We start from the raw sequence: 20,047 nt of genomic DNA on the forward strand, positions 1-20,047 counted from the left end.
TGATTTAACCGGCGTACCAACGGGCTTAGCTGATGGTGATGACGATACAACATACACGGCGGGTGCTGGTCTTAATCTTGTAGGTACCGTGTTTACGTTAGACAATGCAGCTGTATCTAACATTTCAAATTCTAATTTAACACTACCTAACGGAATCGTTAGAACCTTAGATTTGAACGGTAGCGATATTGCTTTCACAGGAACTGGTAATGTGGGTATTGGTAATGCTGCAAATCCTCCAAGGAACAAATTAGATATTGCAGGTGAAATTCGTTCAGAAGGAATAAACCTAACAGATGACAGCAGCTCATCCTTCATTCAATTTTGCAAATGACACCAATGCCGATACGGGTATTTATCGCCCAGCAGCAGATGAATTAGCAATAATAACAGGCGGATATGAAGCTTTGCGCGCAGACGAATACAGTACTGGGAACACACAAATAATAGTTCAAAATCGCTTGGCGGTAGGTAAATCAACAACAGACAATACTGGTTACTCAGGCCCCAATACACATAGTACATTAGAAGTAAGTGGCTCTATGGCCACAGCTATTACAGTAACCACAGGCAACATCACTTTAGATGAGACACACCATACTATCATTTTAGGAGGTGCGCATAATGTTACCCTACCAGACGCATCTACTTGTACTGGGAGAATGTATGTAATTAAAAACACCATTGCTTTAACCGCAAGTATATCTACATATGAGGATTTGCTAGGAGTAAGTGTAACGTTAATCCCCTATCAGGGTGTCATTTGGATACAGAGCGATGGAACCAAATGGCAATTAATCAACAAATTGTAAAATGAAGCAACTTATCATCATAATTTTGGGGTGCTCTTTTTTACATGCCCAAGAAACGCTCAGAAATGATGGAGGTCTAAAGGTTTTTGAAACCGGTACTCTAGGCGTGTTTCATCATATGGAAAATCATAGCGACTCTAAAAATCAAGGTTTAGTAGGTTTTTATGGTTCAAAGGCGCAGGAAATATCAGGTTCCTTACCATTACATGTTTTTGATGTAGAGTTGATGAATAGCCGTGGTTTATTTTTAGCCAACGCGATGCATATTGAAAACAATTTGAATTTTGTAGATGGCAATGTAGATAGTGATGGAACTTTAGAGAGTCCTTTGCTTTGGTTTAAAAATGATGCTTTTCATACAGGTGCATCTGCCAAAAGTAAATCCATCACCTACACCGGAGGTCTTAACATTTCAAATTTAGAAATGCCTTTAGGTACAACAGAGTTTTATCGCCCTATACAAGTATCTTTTAGCGAATCTGGATTTACGCTACAATGCAAATATTTCTACAAAAATGAAAATTGGCCAAACACAGATAATTACAACAGTGTTTCTAAAGAAATTACTATTAACCAAGTTGATAACACAGAATACTGGGAATTACATAATGCTATGGGTGCGGTACAAGTGCAACTGTTTTGGGATGCTGTGACTACTCCGAACTATATTTTAGACAACACCAATGACATTGTAGTAGTAGGCTGGCACAAAACGGAACAAGAATGGCATCATCTAGGAGGGCTAGAACACCAAGGCAACTCCACAAAGGGTAGCCTAAAATCCTATATTTTTAACGCCCCAGACTACGCTGCAGTTACCTTAGCAATTGCACCCACATCAAAAAACACGCTAACTCCTAATTCGCAATTTATTTCTCCTAATGGAGACGGCATTAACGACTATCTTACTTTTGAGGAAATAGAAAACATACCCGAAAACATTTTAGAGGTTTACAATAGGTACGGTATTTTAGTGTATACATTAAACAATTATTCGGCAGAATTTTATGGTGTAGCCAATGTAAAAGGTGCAATAGCTAGAGGTAAAGGATTAGCATCTGGCATCTATTATTATGTAGTCACAGACCAAAGCAATGGTGAAAAATATCAAGGATTTTTTTACTTATCACCACTAGAAAATCAATAAAATAAGATATCAGCTAAAATATATAATCCATCCATTGCGTTAGCTATAGCAACGCAACGTTTACAAATTCATGCAAAGACGCGCCTTTATTCAAAAATCTAGTTTAGCAGCTACTGCCCTACTCACAGTACCGCATTTCCCTTACAAACAAGGACCTCTTTATTCTACAGAGGAATTAATGGGCAAAGCAGATTTAGAATTGTTTGGTAAGGGCATCAATCTAAGAAAAGAAGCCCATGACGCTTTTGTAGCTATGCAAAAAGGGGCGGAAGCAGAAGGTTTCAACATTAAGATGGTTTCTAGCTATCGTAGCTATGCAAGACAAAAAGCGATTTGGGAACGGAAATATGTAAAGTACACAGACCAAGATAACATGGAACCCCTAGACGCCATGGCTAAAATTATAGAATACTCTACTATACCTGGCACTAGCAGACATCATTGGGGTACAGATATAGATATCATAGATGCTAATGCAAAAGTGAGTGGAGACGTTCTAGTACCCAGTAAATTTGAAGAAGGTGGTCCCTTTGAAGGTTTAAAACAATGGTTAGACAAATGTGCTAATGACTATGGCTTTTATTTGGTATACACAGACAGCTATTTTAGAAAAGGTTTTAAATATGAGCCTTGGCATTATAGTTATGCTCCTACAGCTAAGCCGATGCTAAAACAATATCGCAAGCTTAATATCTTAAAAACCTTGTCGGAAGCAGATATCTTAGGAGCTCAACATTATACCAGAGCCTTTTTATTAGATTACATCCATAACAACATTCTAGACATTAACCCAGAATTATTATAGCTTCTTTTTTGTAACTTTCCGCCTACTATAACACAACCATTATGAGAAGTAGAGGAAGTTGGAAAATTCGGATTTTAATTGGCTTAGCTATTGTAGCCTTTGCCTATTTTAACAAGTGTAGTAATACAGAAACCAATCCATATACGGGTAGGGAACAGCATATTACCATGGAGCCACAAGAAGAAATAGCCATTGGATTGCAAAGTGCTCCGGAAATGGCGCAGCAACATGGCGGCCTGTATCCAGACCAAAGAATGCAAGCCTTGGTAGATGCCGTTGGAAAAAAACTGGTACAGAACAGTGTTGCCAGAGAAACCCCGTACCAATATGATTTTCATCTATTAGCTGATGACCGTACCATAAATGCATTTGCATTACCTGGTGGACAATGCTTTATAACTTATGCCTTATTTTCTCAATTGAATGAGGCACAACTTGCTGGCGTATTAGGCCATGAAATTGGCCACGTTATTGGTAGACATTCTGCGGAACGTATTGCAGACAGTCAATATTGGCAACAGGTGTCAATGGGAGCTTCTGTAGGAGCAGATGCAGGAAGCATTATAGGTGCCATTGGCCAAAATACCTTATTAAAAAATGGTCGTGGGGACGAGTTAGAAAGCGATGAGCTAGGAGTGTTAATGATGATACAATCTGGTTACGACCCTTATGAGATGATAGAAGTGATGAAAATTTTAAAATCTGCTGCAGGACCTAACAGAGTGCCCGAATTCCAGAGTACCCACCCAGACCCAGAAAACAGAATTGAAAGGATTAAAGAAGCTATTGAAAAATATCAAGGAGCTTAAAAAAATAGTCATCAACGTTGGTTTCGAAGATTTAGTATAGCTGAAATCGAGTAAATGTCGCCTTTTAACGATCATTTACAATATTCCATCGAATTTGCGTACCTTTATGTGACCAAATCGAGACATAAAATAACTTAACCCCTTGTAGCTTAACATTAAAAAACTACAACATGGGGACACTATTGAATTTTAAGAACGCATATTTTGGCGCATTTGAGAACGTAAAGCCAGAATTTTTAGTGGTGCTTTTAAAGGCATATTCGGTTTTTAGCGCCGTAATGATATTTATGGCGATGTATGCATTTGTGTATAGAGCGATTACTGGATTTCAATTTTAACACTATTTCCTTTTACGAGAACACTTAAGGAAACAAAAAACCCGATGCAATGCATCGGGTTTTATAGTTTTTGAAACTCCTATTAGCCTTTTTTCTCTAATACTTCTAATACAGCAGAAGCGTCTGCCAGTTCTGCATATTTTTTCACGGTAAAACCTTGGTCGCAACGCTTATTAAGGTTGGCACCATTTTTAATTAATACTTTCATTATTTCTGGCCTGTTGTAACGTGCAGCGTAATGAGCCGGAGTTTTGCCTAAGGACTTCTGGTTCACATCTTCTCCCATTTCAATCATTTTCAGCACCATTTCTTTATCGCCTTTAATAATTGCTTTACAAAAAGAACTTACATTTACATTTGTTAATGTATTCCATTTCATTATGGGAGCAGAATCAGTAGTTCTAGCTTCCACATTACTTACAACAGCCATAAAAGCCATTGCCACTCCCAAAGTTAAAATTCGTTTTTTCATGATGTTTTGATTTATTGATTAATGAATGTAATTGATATATCAAAGAGACTATATAATCCCTTAAACGTTACCATATTAACAGTTATATAACTAAACTTTAACAGCATCGCAATTTTCGCCTGTAATTATTGTTAAAATAGCATTACGGAAAACCATAAAATAACTAGGGGTTGTCCCAAGAAGGCTTTATTTTTGAGGCTCAATTAAAACAGACATGAACAAAAAAGCAATCTTGATGATTTTGGATGGCTGGGGAAAATCTCCAGACCCTAAAGTTTCTGCCATAGAACAAGCAAATACTCCTTTTATTGACAGTCTTTACAACACCTATGCCAATGCCAATTTACTTACCGATGGTATGCATGTGGGTTTACCAGAAGGCCAAATGGGTAATAGTGAAGTAGGCCATATGAATTTAGGAGCAGGTAGAATTGTATATCAAGATTTAGCTAAAATAAATAAGGCGGTTGCAGAAAATACTTTAAAGGACGAAGTTGCTCTTAAAGAAGCTTTTACTTACGCCAAAGAAAACAACAAAAATGTACATTTTCTGGGCCTTGTAAGCAATGGCGGCGTACATAGCCACATAGACCATTTAAAGGCTTTAATATCTGCAGCCGATAACGCTGGCGTTCCGCAATCTTTTGTACATGCTTTTACAGATGGTAGAGATGTAGACCCCAAGAGTGGTTTAGGTTTTTTACAGGATTTAGAACAATTTATTAGTGATAAAAAAGCTACAATAGCTACCGTTATAGGTCGTTATTTTGCCATGGATCGTGACAAGCGTTGGGAGCGCGTAAAAAAAGCTTACGACGTTATCGCAAAAGGAATTGGCACTTCTTACGATAATGTAACTACGGCATTGGAAGCTAGTTACGAAGCAGGCAAAACAGATGAATTTATTGAGCCAATTGTTTTAAATGCCGGAGGAACTGTAAAAGAAGGAGATGTAATCATCTTTTTTAATTTTAGAACCGACCGTGGTAGAGAATTAACCATGGCTCTGAATCAGCAAGATTTTCCAGAGCAAGACATGAAAATGTTAGACCTGTATTACGTTACTTTAACTAATTATGATGAATCTTTTAAAGGAGTTAAGGTAGTTTATGACAAGGACAACATTCCAGAAACCTTAGGAGAGGTTCTTGCCAACGCAGGAAAAAAACAAATCCGTATTGCTGAGACAGAAAAATACCCACACGTTACCTTCTTTTTTAATGGTGGCCGGGAAGAACCATTTAATGGTGAACAACGTATTCTGTGTCCTTCCCCAAAAGTAGCGACCTACGATTTACAACCAGAAATGAGCGCTTATGATATACGTGATGCTATTATTCCTGAGCTACAAAAAGGGGAAACCGATTTTGTATGTTTAAATTTTGCGAATCCAGACATGGTTGGGCATACTGGCGTTATGGAAGCTGCTATAAAGGCGTGTGAAGTTGTGGATGAATGCGCAAAAGATGTAATCACCGCCGGTTTAGCAAACGGCTACACTACCTTGGTCATTGCAGATCACGGTAATTGTGACACCATGATTAATCCAGACGGTAGCCCAAATACAGCTCACACCACCAATCCTGTGCCTTTAATTTTGGTAGATGGTGAACGTAAAGCAATTAAAGATGGGGTTTTAGGCGATATTGCCCCTACCATTTTAGACATTATTGGCGTAGCGCAACCTGCAAGTATGACTCAGAAGTCCTTGATATAATTTTATGAAAAAAATTCTTGTTTACCTTTTATGGGCATTACCTGCTTTGGGTATTGCCCAAGAACTAAATGCTCCTAATGGAGCATTTAATTTACAGTTTAGTTTGGCAGATGGCACACCCACCTATGAATTAAGCTTAAACGGCACAACCATAATAAAACCGAGTACGCTTGGTTTTGAGTTGAAAGACACTGAACCTTTATTAACGGGTTTTAGCATTGTTGACACTAAAACTTCTTCTTTTGATGCTAGCTGGAATCCAGTTTGGGGAGAAAACAAAACTATTCGTAATCATTATAATGAATTACTGGTACAACTTAAACAAGACAAGACCCAACGCTTACTTAATATTCGGTTTAGGCTGTTTAACGACGGTCTTGGTTTTAGATACGAGTTTCCAGAACAAGACAAACTCACTTATTTTGTAATTAAAGAGGAGGCTACCCAATTTGCTATGGCAGGTGACCATAAGGCATTTTGGATTGCAGGTGATTATGATACTCAAGAATATGATTATACCACCTCTAAATTATCAGAAATTGAAGGTTTAATGCAACAAGCTGTAACACCAAACGCTTCACAAACTCCAATAGGTAAAGCTGCAGTACAAACCGCATTGATGTTAAAAAGTGATGATGGAGTATACATTAACGTGCACGAAGCTGCTTTGGTAGATTATGCCTGTATGCATTTGGAATTGGATAGCAAAAATCTGATTTTTAAATCGCACTTAACACCAGATGCAAGAGGCGATAAAGGCCATATGCAAGCTCCTAGAACAACACCATGGCGTACGGTAATCGCAAGCAAAAACGCAGGGGATATTTTACTATCTAACATCACTCTTAATCTTAATGAACCTACTGCTATTGAAGACACCTCTTGGATAAAACCTGTAAAATATATTGGAGTTTGGTGGGAAATGATAACAGGTAAAAGTTCTTGGGCCTATACAGATATACCAAGTGTTCAATTAGGTGTCACAGATTATAGCAAACTAAAGCCTAATGGAAAACACGCTGCGAACACCAAAAATGTAAAAAAATACATAGATTTTGCTGCCAAACATGGATTTGGACAAGTTTTGATAGAGGGTTGGAATGAAGGTTGGGAAGATTGGTTTGGAAAATCTAAAGATTATGTTTTTGATTTCCTTACCCCCTACCCCGATTTTGATGTGGAAGGCTTAAAAACATACGCAAAAGAAAAGGGTGTGAAATTGATGATGCATCACGAAACTTCTGGCTCTGTACGCAACTACGAAAGACACATGGACAAGGCCTATCAATTTATGGTAGACAATAATTACAATGCGGTAAAAAGTGGTTATGTTGGGGATATTTTACCAAGAGGAGAACATCATTATGGACAATGGATGATTAACCATTACCTGTATGCGGTTAAAAAAGCTGCTACCTATGGTATAATGGTTAATGCACATGAAGCAGTGAGACCTACCGGACTTAGTAGAACATATCCTAATCTAATTGGTAATGAATCTGCTCGTGGCACGGAGTACGAATCTTTTGGCGGCAACAATCCAGACCATACCACCATACTACCGTTTACGCGCCTTATTGGCGGGCCCATGGATTATACACCCGGAATATTTGAGCCAGATGTAAGCCAGTACAATCCCAACAACAATTCTTGGGTAAACACCACCATAGCTAGGCAATTAGCATTGTATGTAACCATGTATAGCCCATTGCAAATGGCTGCAGATTTACCAGAGACCTATGAAAAACATTTAGATGCTTTTCAATTTATAAAAGATGTAGCGTTAGATTGGGATCAGTCTTTGGTATTAGAGGCAGAGCCAGGTGATTTTGTAACCTACGCCAGAAAAGAAAAAGGGAGCAACAATTGGTTTATAGGTAGAACTAATGATGAAATACCACGTATTTCTAGTATTAAATTCAACTTTTTAGACAAGGGGAAGGATTACATAGCCACAGTCTATCGTGATGATAATGATGCTCATTATAAAAAGAACCCAAAGGCATACAAGATTGAAAAATATAGGGTAAACTCCTCCTCTAAAATAAATATTCCTTGTGCCGCTGGTGGTGGTTATGCCATAAGTGTGATGGAAGTTACCCAACCTAATGCCCTAAAGGGCTTAAAGCGACTATAATTAATAAGGTAGTTCTTTAAATCTATTAATCATCTTATCTTTGCGCCATGATTAAAATCAAGACGGCAGAAGAAATTGAGTTAATGCGCGAAAGTGCGCTTATGGTATCTAAAACCTTAGGAATGTTAGCCGCTGAGATTAAGCCAGGGGCAAATCCGCTTAAGTTAGATAAAATGGCGGAAGAATTTATTCGTGATAATGGTGCTATTCCAGGGTTTTTAGGAATGTATGATTTTCCCAACACGCTTAATTGGAGCCCTAACGCGCAAGTTGTTCATGGGATTCCAAATAATGAGGAACTAAAAGATGGTGATGTAATCTCAGTTGATTGTGGTGCTATCAAAAATGGATATTACGGTGACCATGCCTATACCTTTGAAGTGGGAGAGGTAGCTCCAGAAACTAAGAAATTGCTAAAAGTAACCAAGGAATCCTTATACGTTGGTATTCGCGAATTTAAGTCTGGCAACCGTGTTGGTGATGTTGGCTTCGCTATTCAAAAATATTGTGAAAGTCATGGCTACGGTGTAGTTCGGGAACTTGTTGGCCACGGTTTGGGAAAAGAATTGCACGAGGACCCACAAATGCCAAACTACGGCAAAAGAGGTAGAGGTAAAAAGTTTGTAGATGGTATGGTCGTCGCTATAGAGCCTATGATTAATATGGGCACAAAGCGTATTAAACAACTTAGAGATGGTTGGACTATTTTGACAGCTGATGGGCAACCGAGTGCACATTTTGAGCATGATGTGGCTATTGTAAATGGTAAACCAGAACTACTATCCACATTTCAGTACATCTACGAAGCACTTGGTATTACGTCTGACGAGGAAGATGAGTTTCGTGCTAAAAAATTGACGTTGTAGGTGTCTAAACTTTTTAAGTATTTTCTAAACCTTATTCCTAGACCTTGGCTCATAAAATTAAGCTACTGGGTTAGGCCAATCATAGCACTTGGCCTGCGTGGTAACAGATACACCGACCCCATTGACGGAAAAAAGTTTAGAAAATTCTTACCCTATGGGTATGAAGCTCCAAGAGAAAATGTTTTATCCCCTTCTACCCTTTCATTAGAACGCCACAGGCTTTTATGGTTATTCTTAAAAGAACGCACCAACTTTTTTAAGGCATCGTTAAAAGTACTCCACTTTGCTCCGGAACAAGCGTTTTATCATCGGTTTAAAAAGCAAAAAAATCTGGATTACACTACCACGGATTTATTATCGCCTTTGGCGGATGTAAAAGCCGATATCTGCAATTTACCTTTTAAGGATAATGAGTTTGACGTTATTCTTTGCAATCATGTTTTAGAGCACATCCCTGATGACCATAAAGCTATGAGCGAATTATTTAGAGTGATGAAACCTGGCGGATGGGGTATATTTCAAATTCCACAAGATACCAATAGAGCGAAAACCTTTACCGATGATACAATCACTGACAAAAAAGAACGTGCCCGTATTTTTGGGCAGTATGACCATGTACGAATTTATGGTTTAGATTATTTTGACCAATTACGCTCGCATGGATTTAAGGTTGAAGCCATAGACTACACTGCCGATTTATCGTCAGAAATAGTAGACCAATTTCGCTTAGCGAAGGGAGAATTGATTCCTTTTGTTCGCAAACCTAATTTTGAATAACTACTTCCTTAAAACCATCTGTCATAAACTCTAGCGTATTCCCTGCATCATCTAAATAAATGATGTAAGCATCTAGATTTTCTTGAGCAATAAGCTTCTTAGAATCCTCTAAATCCATAGCCATAAAAGTGGTGGCGTAAGCATCTGCTTTAGCACAATTATCTGCCAGTACCGTAGCTGCCAAAATATTTCCGTTTTTGGGATAACCTGTCAATGGATTAATGGTGTGAACATATTTTTTCCCTGTTGCTTCGTCCACCCAAAACTTCCTATAATTTCCAGAAGAGGCCATAGCTCTATTGACTAAATGAATAGCTTTTTTTGTTCTTCTACCATCTTCTACCTGTGGATCATCAATAGCAACTCCCCAATCTCTTATCATTAGTCTGTTACTCCCCTTACCTACTACTTCTCCACCTACTTCTACCAAATAATTCTGAATACCTTTCTCTGCTAACATTGCTGCTAATCTGTCTATGCTGTACCCCTTAGCAATGGAATTAAAATCAAACGCAATACCCTCTTTCTCTTTGGTTACCGTGCTATTTGCATTTAAACGTACTTTACTAAAACCCACAAACTGCAACAAACTATCTACTTTTCCCTGATCCATTGTTAATTTTCTTCCCGGACCAAAACCCCAAGCGTTTGCCAAAACCCCTACAGTAGGATCAAAATTGCCCTTAGACTTTGCATGTATTTCTTTACTGAGGGCAAACACATCCTTAAACATGTGGTCTACTTGTATTGTTGTATCACCAGAATTAATTCTAGAAATATCTGAATCTGGCATGTACGTAGACATAGATTTATTTACAGCCTTAATAACAGAGTCTATTTCCTTTTGGTAATTCAACTCTTCATGAGCCAAATAAATGATAGAATAAGTGGTGCCAAACGCCTCTCCAACATTCTGATTCTTTACCCATCTTTCTTTTGGTGAACAACCAATAAATACAATTAGATATACTAAAAAACAACTATACGAACCTCTCATTTTAAAAGGGAATTAAACCTTGGTAATCTACTATATATTCCTGATTTAGCAATACAGGAGCATTCCTGTCCTTAGCATTTGAAAGGCCAACCCCAGCATAATAAGTTTTAGCTTCAAACTTATCTGCATGTTCCTTAACTTTCTTCACTAACGCCTCATCAAAAGTTCTAGGGTCTTCAGGATAAGCCACATGCCGCACAATGATAAAGTGCAAAATTTTATCCTTTAAACATACAAATTGTGGATTTTTTTTGAGTTTACTATTGACCCCCATAAACTCATATCCATCCAACTTTAGCTCTTCACCTACCAAATTCATGGCTAAGTTGTGCAATTCTTGTTCTGTTAATGGTCTACTCATTTTCTTTTAAAATAAAAAACCGATGCCAGAGCATCGGTTTTAAAATATATCCTAATCCTCTTATTGAAACTACAGAGGTTTTTTGATGGGTTGATTTATCCACCAAAGTCATCAAAACGAATATTCTCATCTGGGATACCAAAATCCTCACCCATTTTTTGTACCGCTTTGTTCATTAATGGCGGTCCACAGAAATACAATTCTATATCTTCTGGAGCTTCGTGGTGATTCAAATAGTTTTCAATAACACAATTATGAATAAACCCAACGAAACCGTCACCTTCCTCATCGTTTATATCCTTCTTTACCTTCCAGTTATCTTCCTCTAAAGGTTCTGAAAGGGCTAAGTAGAACTTAAAGTTCGGGAACTCCTTTTCCAAAGCTCTAAAATGCTCAAGATAAAATAACTCCCTTTTAGACCTACCACCGTACCAATACGTAACCTTTCTGTTGGTTTTTAAGGTTTTGAATAGGTGATATAAATGCGAACGCATTGGCGCCATACCTGCACCACCACCAACGTAAAGCATCTCTGCATCTGACTCATTGATAAAGAATTCACCAAACGGTCCAGAAATAGTTACAGGATCTCCTTTCTTTAAGTTAAAAATATAAGATGATGCCACTCCTGGGTTTACATCCATCCATCCGTTTTTAGCTCTATCCCATGGTGGTGTAGCAATACGCACATTAAGCATAATTTCTCTACCCTCTGCTGGGTAAGAAGCCATGGAGTATGCTCTTTCTACTGTCTCTGGGTTTTTCATTACCAAAGGCCAAAGGTTAAACTTATCCCATTCTGCTTGGAATTTGTCCGGAGTTTCATGCTCTTCTGGGTGTGCTGTTATGTCAATATCAGCATATTTCACCTCGCATTTTGGAATTTCTATTTGGATATAACCACCAGCCTTGTAATTCATTTCCTCAGGAATTTCTACTACAAACTCCTTAATAAATGATGCAACATTGTAGTTACGAACCACTTTTGCATCCCACTTTTTAATACCAAAAACTTCTTCTGGAATAGTGATTTCCATGTCTTGCTTAACCTTAACTTGGCAAGCTAAACGTGCTCCGTGATTCAATTCTTTTTTAGAAAAGTGTGGTGTTTCTGTTGGCAGAGCTTCTCCACCACCAGATAATACGTGACACTCACATTGAATACAAGTACCACCACCACCACATGCAGATGGTAAAAAGATTTTTTGATTACCTAAAGTAGAAAGTAAAGAACCTCCAGATTCTACCTCTACCTCTTTTTCTCCATTTATTTTAATGGTCACAGGACCAGAAGGAGATAATTTTTCTTTAGTGAACAACAATAGTGCAACCAATAAAAGGGTCAACACCAAAAATGCGATCACGGTAATGATTACAGTACCTCCGGTTGTTGCTAATATCATGTTTACTTGTTTACCTCGTTATAAGAAATGGCTTTTTCATCTTCCATTTCTTTTTTAATTTCTTTTTCGTCCTTTTTCTCTACTTCTGCAGTTGTAGGAGCAGTTTCTTCTGGCGGCTCGTTGTCACCCGTTAACATTCCACCAAAACTTTGGAAACCGATACCCATTAAACCCGTAATAATAAAAGTAATACCTAAACCTCTTAACGGAGCTGGCACATTAGAGTATCTAATTTTCTCACGGATGGCTGCTATAGCCAAAATAGCTAAGAACCAACCTATTCCAGAACTGATACCATAATTAAGTGCCAAACCTAAATTAGGTATATCTCTGGTTTGCATAAATAAAGAACCCCCAAGGATAGCACAGTTTACCGCAATAAGTGGTAAAAAGATACCTAAAGAGTTATATAATGATGGTGAAAATTTCTCTACTACAATCTCTACCAATTGTACCATGGTAGCAATAGTTGCAATAAATAAGATAAAAGATAAAAAACCTAAGTTATAGTCTGCATATTCTGGACCTAACCAAGCTAATGCACCATCTCTTAATAAATATTGATCCAACAACCAGTTTAATGGAACAGTAACACCTAATACAAAGATTACAGCAGCTCCTAAACCTACAGCTGTACTTACTTTCTTAGATACTGCTAAGTAGGAACACATCCCTAAGAATACAGCAAATACCATATTATCTATAAAGATGGACTTAAAAAATAATTCTAAATGTTCTAACATGGCCTACGTTTTATGCTTCTTCTATTAATGCTCTATTTCTAGAACGTTGAACCCAAATAATAATACCCACAACAATTAATGCAGCTGGTGGAATAATCATGAAACCATTGTTCTCATATCCTATAGAATACAAACCAGTTTTTTCTATCGGGTCTCCTAAAACAGGATAACCAAATAAAGTACCTGCGCCAAGCAACTCTCTAAAAAAACCAACAATTATTAAGATAACACCGTAACCTAAGGAGTTACCAATACCATCTAAGAAAGACCTCCATGGACCATTACCTAAAGCAAAAGCCTCAAAACGCCCCATGATGATACAGTTGGTAATAATTAATCCTACGAAAACTGATAGGGTTTTACTTAATTCATATGCAAAAGCCTTTAAAACTTGGTCTACAATAATTACCAAAGTGGCCACCACAATCAATTGAACGATAATCCTGATTTTAGAAGGAATTACGTTACGCATTAAAGAGATAACTACGTTACCTACGCCTAATACAAACATTACTGATATTGCCATTACTACAGAAGCTTTTAATTCTGCTGTAATTGCCAAAGCAGAACAGATACCTAATACCTGAATGGTGATTGGATTATTATCTGCTAATGGATCTGTAATTAGGCTAGCATCCTTTTTAGAAAGTAGTCCCATACTATTGTTTTAAAGATTTTAAATACGGTTTGTAAAGATTAAGACTCTCTTTAATCATTGCAGAAACCCCATTACCTGTAATTGTTGCACCTGCTAAAGCGTCTACTTGATTATCTTCTTTGTCATTGTTTAAAGGGTCGTTGTTACCTTTAGCAACCTCTATACCTGCTAACCTTACACCATCTTCTATAGACTCTCCTTTAAAGTCATCCATAAAAAAACGAAGTTTAATGTTAGCACCTAAACCAGGAGTTTCCCCTTTATGGTCAAAGTATACACCTTGAACTACTAAATTCTTGTCTAAAGAAATATAACCCCAAATGGCATCCCAAAGTCCTTTTCCATACATAGGAAGAATATAAAACTCCTTACCATCTTTTTCTCCTATAAACAAGGGTAATTTACCGTTACCGCCTTTTTTAATAACTTCAAGCTCTTTCTTCATTTCAATTAAATAAGCTTCATCATCTTCTGATTGCTTATCGCCCTCAAGAATAATTTGCTTTTTAATGAATTTAGAAAAAGTTTCTTCTACCTTATCTGTTGGTATAAAAGCAACATCGCCATCCCCTTCATTCTCATTTACGCCCATAGCGTACAGAATGTTCTGCTGCTTTTCAAAACGTTGATTTTCATCTATGCGGGTTCTTAAACCTGTTGCCATTAAAGCTAAGATAGAACCTACCGCAATTACCATTATAACGGCAAAAATTACGGTGTACGAATTTTTATCTGTCTTGTTGGCCATAATTAAACGGTTTCAGCTTTTAATTCTTGAGCGGCATCTGCATCTACGTTTGGCAGAATAGTCGCATTTTTAGTTCGCTTTAATCTTTTCTTCACATTACCTTGTATCACATAGTGGTCAATGGTAGGCGCAAAGACATTCATCAGTAAAATGGCTAAGAACACCCCTTCTGGATACCCTGGATTAAATACTCTAATCATTACAGATATAAAGCCGATTAAGAAACCATAAATCCATTTTCCTTTATTAGTTTGAGAACCTGTTACCGGGTCTGTAGCCATGTATACAATACCAAAAGCTAAACCACCAACAATAAGATGTTGCCAGAAATCAAAACTCATTAAACCATAAAACTTACTGTATTCTGGAATCCAACCAAAATCTACAACACCGTTAAAAATTAGTCCCATCACTAAGGAACCAATAACAGCACTTAGCATAATTCTCCAACTTGCAATTTTGGTAAAGATTAAGAATAAGCCTCCTAAAAGAATTAGAAAAGTGGATGTCTCCCCAACAGAACCAGGGATAAAACCAAAGAACATATCACTTAAATCATACTTAGCATACATATTTTCTGTATTGCCTTGCGCTAAATATCCTAGCACTGTTTCTCCAGAAATAGCATCTAGGTTAGCACCTGCCGTAATTGCTTCTGAGCGCTCTACAGCACCATGCACCCATACCTTATCTCCACTCATCCAAGTTGGGTAAGCAAAGAATAAAAAGGCTCTAATTGTCAATGCTGGGTTAAGGATATTCATTCCTGTACCACCAAATACTTCCTTACCAATCACCACACCAAAAACTACAGCAACTGCTAGCATCCAAAGTGGCGTATCTACAGGTACAATTAATGGCACAAGCATTCCCGTAACCAAATACCCTTCTTCTACTTCATGACCTTTTATTACAGCAAAAATAAATTCCACAATAAGGCCCACTCCGTAAGAAACAATTACCAATGGCAAAATGGTAGTTACTCCTAGTATAAAATTATCCCAATTGATAAAGTGTTCAAACAAGGAAAACTCCGCAGGAAAACCATTAATAGCAGAATAATGTTGATACCCCGCATTGAATATACCGAATATTAAGCATGGTACTAATGCCATGATAACGGTATTCATCGTTCTTTTTAAATCGTCTACCGCTCTAATGTGCCCACCAGAGTGTGTTGTTTCGTTTGGAGAAAACAAAAAAGTATGAAAAGCATTAAAGGCAGGTGCCATTTTTTTGCCCTGATACTTCAGTTTTAACTCATGCATCTTTTCTTTTAAACCCATAGCCTATCCAATTTCTTGATGTAATAAATCGAGTCCTTCACGAATAATCTGTTGGTGTGGCTGCTTAGAGATACAGATAAACTCTGTTAAAGCAAAATCTTCTGGAGCCACTTCATACAAACCTAATTGTTCCATTTCATCCAAATCCTTTACCATACACGCTTTTAGCAATTGTAATGGATAAATATCTAATGGAAACACCTCTTCATACTTACCAGTAACAACAAATGCCCTATGCTCACCATTAGTATTGGTATCCAAATCGTACTTCTTTTTTGGATTTAGCCACGAGAATGTTAAAGCTCTGGTAGATGAAATTTTATTAAAAACTGGCTTATTCCACCCAAACAACTCATAATCGTCGCCTTCTGGAATAGCCGTAACCGTATTATTATAAAAACCTAAATACCCGTCTGGCGCAACTTGCTTACCTGTAAGCACATCACCATTGATTAATCTAAACTTATCTTCGTTTACGCCACTAGCGTACAAAAACGTAGATATTTCTGCACCTATTTTTGTAGTGTAATATTTTGGATTCTTTACTGAAGACCCTGCCAATGCAATTGTACGCTCAGCGTTATATTTACCTGTCAGCAAATACTCCCCTATTATAACCAAATCTTGCGGACTTACGGTCCAAACCGTTTCTCCTTTATTAATTGGATCTATTTTGTTAATCTGTGTACCCAATAATCCTGCAGGGTGAGGTCCAGACACGCTGTGCAAAGTAACCCCCGTAAGCCCTTTAAAAGGAGAGGAAGAGGCGTTTGCTACAGAAACATGAAATTTACCTGGGGTTAGTTTACCCAAAGCACTAATAGCCGCTTGCAGTTCTTTCTCTTTATCTTTTAACACATAATCCACCTCTGCAGCTAATGGCGCTGTAGTGGCACCAGAAACAAATATTGCTTTTGGTGTTTTATTTGGATCAGCAATGATATCATAAGGACGCTGTTTAATAAATGGCCATAAACCAGCTCCCAACAACAACTCCCTTATAGTTTTAGCATCAGCAGCAGCCACATCAAGGGCTTTCCCTTCATGATAACTTTGCTCTTTGTCTGCTAAAATCTTTAAGGTAAGAATACGCCTTCTTGCACCTCTGACAATCTCTGCCAGTTCCCCGCTTACAGGAGACACAAAAAGCATATCTTCTCTATTCTTGTTGTAAAAGATGGGTTCACCGGCTTTTATCTCGGCACCTTCTTTGATTAACATTTTGGGAACTATCCCATGAAAATCATCTAGGTTCAGGGCATACACGTTGCTAGAAACGGCTTTTGAAGTAGTTTGTTCCGCTGCCCCGACCAGGTTGATATTCAACCCTTTCTTGATTCGGATGTCTTTGGACATATGTTTTGAGACCTTTAAAAATCGGTCACAAAAATACTACTAAAAACAACAATTATCGAAATAAATGACTAGAAATTTAGCATTACATCGAACGGATATGGTTGGGCATACTTTTTGTTTACCTTTACCTAATATTTAGGCTATTTATGCGCAGATTGATCAAACATTTATTGGTTTTTTTGATAATTTTTAAAAGTACGGCTCAAATTCAGTTTGAAGTCAATCCTCCAGAAAATATTAAGACTATCATTTTTAAAGGTCCTACAGAAGACCAATTCCCAATAATTACTCTGGGAGAATCCTTTACACTTACTTTTGATGACCTCTATGCCAATGAACAAGACTACTATTATAAAATAGTGCATTGTGATTTTGATTGGTCGCCTTCTCAGCTGCTAAAGTCTCAGTATTTAGATGGCGCAGACAACCAAAGAATTATCGACTATGAAAATAGCTACACCACCCTACAACCCTACTCCAATTACAGACTTACCTTACCAAATAGTGATGTATCTTTTAAAGTAAGTGGTAATTACATTTTAGAGATATACAACAGTAGCGGAGAACTGCAGTTTAGCAGAAGATTTCTTATTTACGAAAATAGAGTTACTGTTGGCGCAACAGTTAAACGCTCTAGAGATTTTAACTTTCTTAACGAGAAACAAGTGGTGCAATTCAGTATTAATACCGCAGGCTTTTCTGTTGTTAATCCTAAGCAAGAAATAAAAACAAGTATTCTTCAAAATTACAACTGGTCCAATAGCATAAACAACTTAAAACCGCAGTTTACACTAGGTAATGAGTTAATTTATAAGTACGATAAAGAGGGTTCTTTTTTTGGGGGTAATGAATACTTAAATTTTGACACCAAAGATTTACGCTCACCAACTTTTGCGATTGCTAAAATTGAATACAAAGAATTATATCATCATTATTTATTTGCAAATAACATCCGTAAAGACGAGAAATACACCTATTTCCCAGATATTAACGGTGACTTTGTAGTGCGTACTTTACAAGGTGATGATGTGGACAGAGAAGCAGAATATACCATAGTACATTTTAAATTACCATACTCTGCAGAAATTGGCTTAAACAACGTTTATGTAAACGGCAGATTTAATAATTATGCCACAAGCGATGAAAATAAAATGACCTACAATGAAGAAACCGGTTATTTTGAGTTAGCATACCCTATGAAACAAGGGTTTTATAACTACAAATATGTTGTAGAAAAACAAGACGGTTCTTTGGCTCCGAATTTAATCAGTGGAGACTTTCATTTCACAGAAAATAATTACCTGGTACTGGTATACTATAGAAATTTTGGTGATATGTATGACAGCCTGATAGGCATTGGGTCAACAAGCAGTGCAACTATCAGCAATTAAGTATATTTACTCCCACCAACCATAACACCATGGAAAAAGGGGATTCTTTACTACAAAAAGGGAGGTACGATTTAAGATATAGAGGCGTAAATTGCTTAAACTGCGGACATCCGCTAGATTTAAGTGATAAATACTGCCCTAATTGCGCACAAGCCAATAGCACCAAAAAGCTCACCTTATTAGATTTTGTACATGAGTTTTTTTCTAGCGTTATCAATTACGACTCCAAATTACTACGCACTTTATACACGATGCTTTTAAAACCAGGAAGCATCACTAGAGATTATATTTACGGAAAGCGCATTTCTTACACCAACCCTTTTAGATTTTTACTTAGTCTAGCTTTTATCTATTTTTTACTAGCCACTTTTGGAAATAATTTTGAGGAATTAAATGAGATGCATTTAGACGACAAAATTAATTTAAACCAAGGCTGGAATTTTAACCCAAACCATACCACCGCATGGTTAGATAGCGTAAAAACAAAAGCATTAGACAGTTTAGAATTGGCGCAGGTAGACTCCATTACCCAACATAATGAAGCAGCCCAAGCCCGTTTGTCAGATTTAGATTCATTAGGATTTTTTCTACAAAATTCTTTAGAAAAAGAACGCATCTCTGACTCCTTGATGATTGCAAATCCTAAAGCATATGCTAAAAACCTAGAAACCGACCCAAATACTGGTGTTTCTGAGAAAATGGAGTTTTTTATCACCATGTTAAAACAAGACTCCATTACCAGTTACCAAAGCGCCTTGAATAAGTACCAAATGCAACCTAGTTTCTCTACTAAACTTTCCTTTAATGCCGCACGTAGCCTTTTAAAAGCCTTAACTATGCCTGGTTATTGGCTAAAAGACACCATATCTAAGTTGCCTTTTGTTATCTTTTTCTTCTTACCGCTGTTTACACTATTTATCAAATTAGCTTACGTCCGAAAAAACTATACCTATACCGATCATTTAATCTTTAGTTTTCACAACCAATCTTTAATGTTTATCTTGCTCATCCTTAGCTGGATAATAGACCGTATTTTTGGAACATCTAGTGTTGTGATTTTCGTTTCACTTTTTACCATTTACCTGTTCCAAGCCATGCGTAATTTTTACAGCCAAGGCGTTCTTAAAACAATTATAAAATATCTGTTTCTCAACTCAGTATTCTTATTTTTAGCCATCTTTGTAGTGGTAATACTGTTTACAGGGAGCATATTTACTTATTAGG

Annotated in this window: 21 protein-coding genes; 12 read left to right on the plus strand and 9 right to left on the minus strand. The window is 37.2% G+C overall.

Annotated features, from left to right (window positions below; translation table 11 throughout):
• From FBT53_RS16125 to FBT53_RS16130, 6 genes are all read left to right on the plus strand, one after another.
• Window positions 1-334, plus strand: a 334-nt coding sequence (locus FBT53_RS16125) for a hypothetical protein (RefSeq protein WP_169630370.1), incomplete at its 5' end; no start/stop codon positions are given.
• Complete coding sequence (locus FBT53_RS13560; RefSeq protein WP_136951731.1) at window positions 297-812, plus strand: hypothetical protein; 516 nt, start codon at window positions 297-299, stop codon at window positions 810-812. The genes FBT53_RS16125 and FBT53_RS13560, both read left to right, overlap by 38 nt.
• A gap of 1 nt (window position 813) precedes the next feature.
• A complete protein-coding gene (locus FBT53_RS13565) occupies window positions 814-1,959 on the plus strand; it encodes a gliding motility-associated C-terminal domain-containing protein (RefSeq protein ID WP_136951732.1) in 1,146 nt (381 codons plus the stop codon).
• 70 nt (window positions 1,960-2,029) lie between these two features.
• Window positions 2,030-2,764 carry a M15 family metallopeptidase gene (locus FBT53_RS13570; protein WP_136951733.1) on the plus strand — a complete coding sequence of 245 codons (735 nt, stop codon included), beginning with the start codon at window positions 2,030-2,032 and terminating at the stop codon, window positions 2,762-2,764.
• Between the two features lie 41 nt (window positions 2,765-2,805).
• Complete coding sequence (locus FBT53_RS13575; RefSeq protein ID WP_136951734.1) at window positions 2,806-3,573, plus strand: M48 family metalloprotease; 768 nt, start codon at window positions 2,806-2,808, stop codon at window positions 3,571-3,573.
• 170 nt (window positions 3,574-3,743) lie between these two features.
• Window positions 3,744-3,911: a DUF6747 family protein gene (locus FBT53_RS16130; protein ID WP_167988201.1), complete on the plus strand. Its 168-nt coding sequence runs from the start codon at window positions 3,744-3,746 to the stop codon at window positions 3,909-3,911.
• 82 nt (window positions 3,912-3,993) lie between these two features.
• Here the strand turns inward: FBT53_RS16130 and FBT53_RS13580 are convergent, their stop codons facing one another.
• Window positions 3,994-4,383 carry an ankyrin repeat domain-containing protein gene (locus FBT53_RS13580; RefSeq protein ID WP_240729840.1) on the minus strand — a complete coding sequence of 130 codons (390 nt, stop codon included), beginning with the start codon at window positions 4,381-4,383 and terminating at the stop codon, window positions 3,994-3,996.
• A gap of 214 nt (window positions 4,384-4,597) precedes the next feature.
• On the opposite strand from FBT53_RS13580, the gene gpmI reads away from it, so the two are divergent.
• The 4 genes from gpmI to FBT53_RS13600 are packed head-to-tail and all read left to right on the plus strand — an operon-like array spanning window position 4,598 to window position 9,880.
• Complete coding sequence (gpmI, locus tag FBT53_RS13585; RefSeq protein WP_136951735.1) at window positions 4,598-6,100, plus strand: 2,3-bisphosphoglycerate-independent phosphoglycerate mutase; 1,503 nt, start codon at window positions 4,598-4,600, stop codon at window positions 6,098-6,100.
• A 4-nt stretch (window positions 6,101-6,104) separates the two neighbouring features.
• Window positions 6,105-8,237: a glycoside hydrolase family 97 protein gene (locus tag FBT53_RS13590; protein ID WP_136951736.1), complete on the plus strand. Its 2,133-nt coding sequence runs from the start codon at window positions 6,105-6,107 to the stop codon at window positions 8,235-8,237.
• Between the two features lie 47 nt (window positions 8,238-8,284).
• Window positions 8,285-9,103 (plus strand): type I methionyl aminopeptidase, encoded by an 819-nt coding sequence (gene map / locus FBT53_RS13595; protein ID WP_136951737.1) that lies wholly within the window; start codon window positions 8,285-8,287, stop codon window positions 9,101-9,103.
• Window positions 9,104-9,880 (plus strand): class I SAM-dependent methyltransferase, encoded by a 777-nt coding sequence (locus FBT53_RS13600; protein WP_136951738.1) that lies wholly within the window; start codon window positions 9,104-9,106, stop codon window positions 9,878-9,880.
• On the opposite strand, the gene FBT53_RS13605 is transcribed toward FBT53_RS13600, so the two are convergent.
• From FBT53_RS13605 to FBT53_RS13640, 8 genes are all read right to left on the minus strand, one after another.
• Window positions 9,867-10,877, minus strand: coding sequence for an FAD:protein FMN transferase (locus FBT53_RS13605; RefSeq protein ID WP_136951739.1), 1,011 nt, complete (start codon window positions 10,875-10,877; stop codon window positions 9,867-9,869). The genes FBT53_RS13600 and FBT53_RS13605 overlap by 14 nt on opposite strands.
• A gap of 1 nt (window position 10,878) precedes the next feature.
• Window positions 10,879-11,238, minus strand: a complete 360-nt coding sequence (locus tag FBT53_RS13610; protein ID WP_136951740.1) for a Na(+)-translocating NADH-quinone reductase subunit F — start codon at window positions 11,236-11,238, stop codon at window positions 10,879-10,881.
• Window positions 11,239-11,333: 95 nt separating this feature from the next.
• Window positions 11,334-12,641: an NADH:ubiquinone reductase (Na(+)-transporting) subunit F gene (nqrF, locus tag FBT53_RS13615; RefSeq protein WP_136951741.1), complete on the minus strand. Its 1,308-nt coding sequence runs from the start codon at window positions 12,639-12,641 to the stop codon at window positions 11,334-11,336.
• 2 nt (window positions 12,642-12,643) lie between these two features.
• The gene (gene nqrE / locus FBT53_RS13620) at window positions 12,644-13,384 is read right to left on the minus strand and encodes an NADH:ubiquinone reductase (Na(+)-transporting) subunit E (protein ID WP_136951742.1); all 741 of its coding nucleotides are present in this window, start codon (window positions 13,382-13,384) and stop codon (window positions 12,644-12,646) included.
• 10 nt (window positions 13,385-13,394) lie between these two features.
• The gene (locus FBT53_RS13625) at window positions 13,395-14,042 is read right to left on the minus strand and encodes an NADH:ubiquinone reductase (Na(+)-transporting) subunit D (RefSeq protein ID WP_136951743.1); all 648 of its coding nucleotides are present in this window, start codon (window positions 14,040-14,042) and stop codon (window positions 13,395-13,397) included.
• A 1-nt stretch (window position 14,043) separates the two neighbouring features.
• A complete protein-coding gene (locus FBT53_RS13630) occupies window positions 14,044-14,790 on the minus strand; it encodes a Na(+)-translocating NADH-quinone reductase subunit C (protein ID WP_136951744.1) in 747 nt (248 codons plus the stop codon).
• A gap of 2 nt (window positions 14,791-14,792) precedes the next feature.
• Window positions 14,793-16,076, minus strand: a complete 1,284-nt coding sequence (locus FBT53_RS13635; RefSeq protein ID WP_136951745.1) for an NADH:ubiquinone reductase (Na(+)-transporting) subunit B — start codon at window positions 16,074-16,076, stop codon at window positions 14,793-14,795.
• 3 nt (window positions 16,077-16,079) lie between these two features.
• Window positions 16,080-17,432 (minus strand): Na(+)-translocating NADH-quinone reductase subunit A, encoded by a 1,353-nt coding sequence (locus FBT53_RS13640; protein ID WP_136951746.1) that lies wholly within the window; start codon window positions 17,430-17,432, stop codon window positions 16,080-16,082.
• A gap of 146 nt (window positions 17,433-17,578) precedes the next feature.
• On the opposite strand from FBT53_RS13640, the gene FBT53_RS13645 reads away from it, so the two are divergent.
• Together FBT53_RS13645 and FBT53_RS13650 are read left to right on the plus strand one after the other, a co-directional pair.
• Window positions 17,579-18,823 (plus strand): type IX secretion system plug protein domain-containing protein, encoded by a 1,245-nt coding sequence (locus tag FBT53_RS13645; protein ID WP_136951747.1) that lies wholly within the window; start codon window positions 17,579-17,581, stop codon window positions 18,821-18,823.
• A gap of 29 nt (window positions 18,824-18,852) precedes the next feature.
• Window positions 18,853-20,046: a DUF3667 domain-containing protein gene (locus tag FBT53_RS13650; protein WP_136951748.1), complete on the plus strand. Its 1,194-nt coding sequence runs from the start codon at window positions 18,853-18,855 to the stop codon at window positions 20,044-20,046.
• The last annotated feature ends 1 nt before the right edge of the window (window position 20,047 follow it).

The sequence above is a fragment of the Flavobacterium sp. ASW18X genome (genome assembly GCF_005144745.1).
Classification (GTDB): Bacteria; Bacteroidota; Bacteroidia; order Flavobacteriales; family Flavobacteriaceae; genus Croceivirga.

Excerpts from the sequence above, each read along its gene's own strand:
- FBT53_RS13560 (WP_136951731.1), top strand. The coding sequence starts at position 297 with ATGACAGCAGCTCATCCTTCATTCAATTTTGCAAATGACACCAATGCC.
- FBT53_RS13565 (WP_136951732.1), top strand. The coding sequence starts at position 814 with ATGAAGCAACTTATCATCATAATTTTGGGGTGCTCTTTTTTACATGCC.
- FBT53_RS13570 (WP_136951733.1), top strand. The coding sequence starts at position 2,030 with ATGCAAAGACGCGCCTTTATTCAAAAATCTAGTTTAGCAGCTACTGCC.
- FBT53_RS13575 (WP_136951734.1), top strand. The coding sequence starts at position 2,806 with ATGAGAAGTAGAGGAAGTTGGAAAATTCGGATTTTAATTGGCTTAGCT.
- FBT53_RS16130 (WP_167988201.1), top strand. The coding sequence starts at position 3,744 with ATGGGGACACTATTGAATTTTAAGAACGCATATTTTGGCGCATTTGAG.
- FBT53_RS13580 (WP_240729840.1), bottom strand. The coding sequence starts at position 4,383 with ATGAAAAAACGAATTTTAACTTTGGGAGTGGCAATGGCTTTTATGGCT.
- gpmI (WP_136951735.1), top strand. The coding sequence starts at position 4,598 with ATGAACAAAAAAGCAATCTTGATGATTTTGGATGGCTGGGGAAAATCT.
- FBT53_RS13590 (WP_136951736.1), top strand. The coding sequence starts at position 6,105 with ATGAAAAAAATTCTTGTTTACCTTTTATGGGCATTACCTGCTTTGGGT.
- map (WP_136951737.1), top strand. The coding sequence starts at position 8,285 with ATGATTAAAATCAAGACGGCAGAAGAAATTGAGTTAATGCGCGAAAGT.
- FBT53_RS13605 (WP_136951739.1), bottom strand. The coding sequence starts at position 10,877 with ATGAGAGGTTCGTATAGTTGTTTTTTAGTATATCTAATTGTATTTATT.
- FBT53_RS13610 (WP_136951740.1), bottom strand. The coding sequence starts at position 11,238 with ATGAGTAGACCATTAACAGAACAAGAATTGCACAACTTAGCCATGAAT.
- nqrF (WP_136951741.1), bottom strand. The coding sequence starts at position 12,641 with ATGATATTAGCAACAACCGGAGGTACTGTAATCATTACCGTGATCGCA.
- nqrE (WP_136951742.1), bottom strand. The coding sequence starts at position 13,384 with ATGTTAGAACATTTAGAATTATTTTTTAAGTCCATCTTTATAGATAAT.
- FBT53_RS13625 (WP_136951743.1), bottom strand. The coding sequence starts at position 14,042 with ATGGGACTACTTTCTAAAAAGGATGCTAGCCTAATTACAGATCCATTA.
- FBT53_RS13630 (WP_136951744.1), bottom strand. The coding sequence starts at position 14,790 with ATGGCCAACAAGACAGATAAAAATTCGTACACCGTAATTTTTGCCGTT.
- FBT53_RS13635 (WP_136951745.1), bottom strand. The coding sequence starts at position 16,076 with ATGGGTTTAAAAGAAAAGATGCATGAGTTAAAACTGAAGTATCAGGGC.
- FBT53_RS13640 (WP_136951746.1), bottom strand. The coding sequence starts at position 17,432 with ATGTCCAAAGACATCCGAATCAAGAAAGGGTTGAATATCAACCTGGTC.
- FBT53_RS13645 (WP_136951747.1), top strand. The coding sequence starts at position 17,579 with ATGCGCAGATTGATCAAACATTTATTGGTTTTTTTGATAATTTTTAAA.
- FBT53_RS13650 (WP_136951748.1), top strand. The coding sequence starts at position 18,853 with ATGGAAAAAGGGGATTCTTTACTACAAAAAGGGAGGTACGATTTAAGA.